Annotated in this window: 2 pseudogenes; one reads left to right on the top strand and one right to left on the bottom strand. The window is 60.7% G+C overall.

The annotated features are described in order from the left end of the window. Positions 1-217 (bottom strand): annotated as a pseudogene (locus A6013_RS27480) (uroporphyrinogen decarboxylase family protein); the annotation flags it as partial. 19 nt (positions 218-236) lie between these two features. Here A6013_RS27480 and A6013_RS26550 point away from each other — a divergent pair. Next, a pseudogene (locus tag A6013_RS26550) lies at positions 237-361 on the top strand (endonuclease V); the annotation flags it as partial.

The following is a 361-nucleotide window of genomic DNA, read 5'->3' on the forward strand; positions in this document are numbered from 1 at the left end:
CTTTAATCTGCGCGTTGAGGTAGAGCGTAACGCTCTTCGCCAGCTTGTCGAGCAGTGCATGCAGCGCCAGAGGTTCGGCGTACATCATCTTATTAATCAGGGTGAAGGCTTAGCTGCTGACGCCATCAACCATGTAGGTGGCCCGCGTCCACGGGCTGCCGGAGACGCCAATCAGCGGCACTTCGCCCTGCCTCTCGCTGCGAATGGTCGGCACTGCGATGGTGGTGCGGTTATCCCGGTCGCTGGAGCTGGTGGAGTACATGGTGGCGCGTATCGCGACCACCATGCCCTATATTCCCGGCTTTCTCTCCTTCCGCGAATACCCCGCGCTGCGGGCCGCGTGGGTGCAACTCTCGCTTAA

It is taken from the genome of Enterobacter sp. IF2SW-B1, from assembly GCF_001743375.1.
Lineage (GTDB): Bacteria > Pseudomonadota > Gammaproteobacteria > Enterobacterales > Enterobacteriaceae > Enterobacter > Enterobacter bugandensis.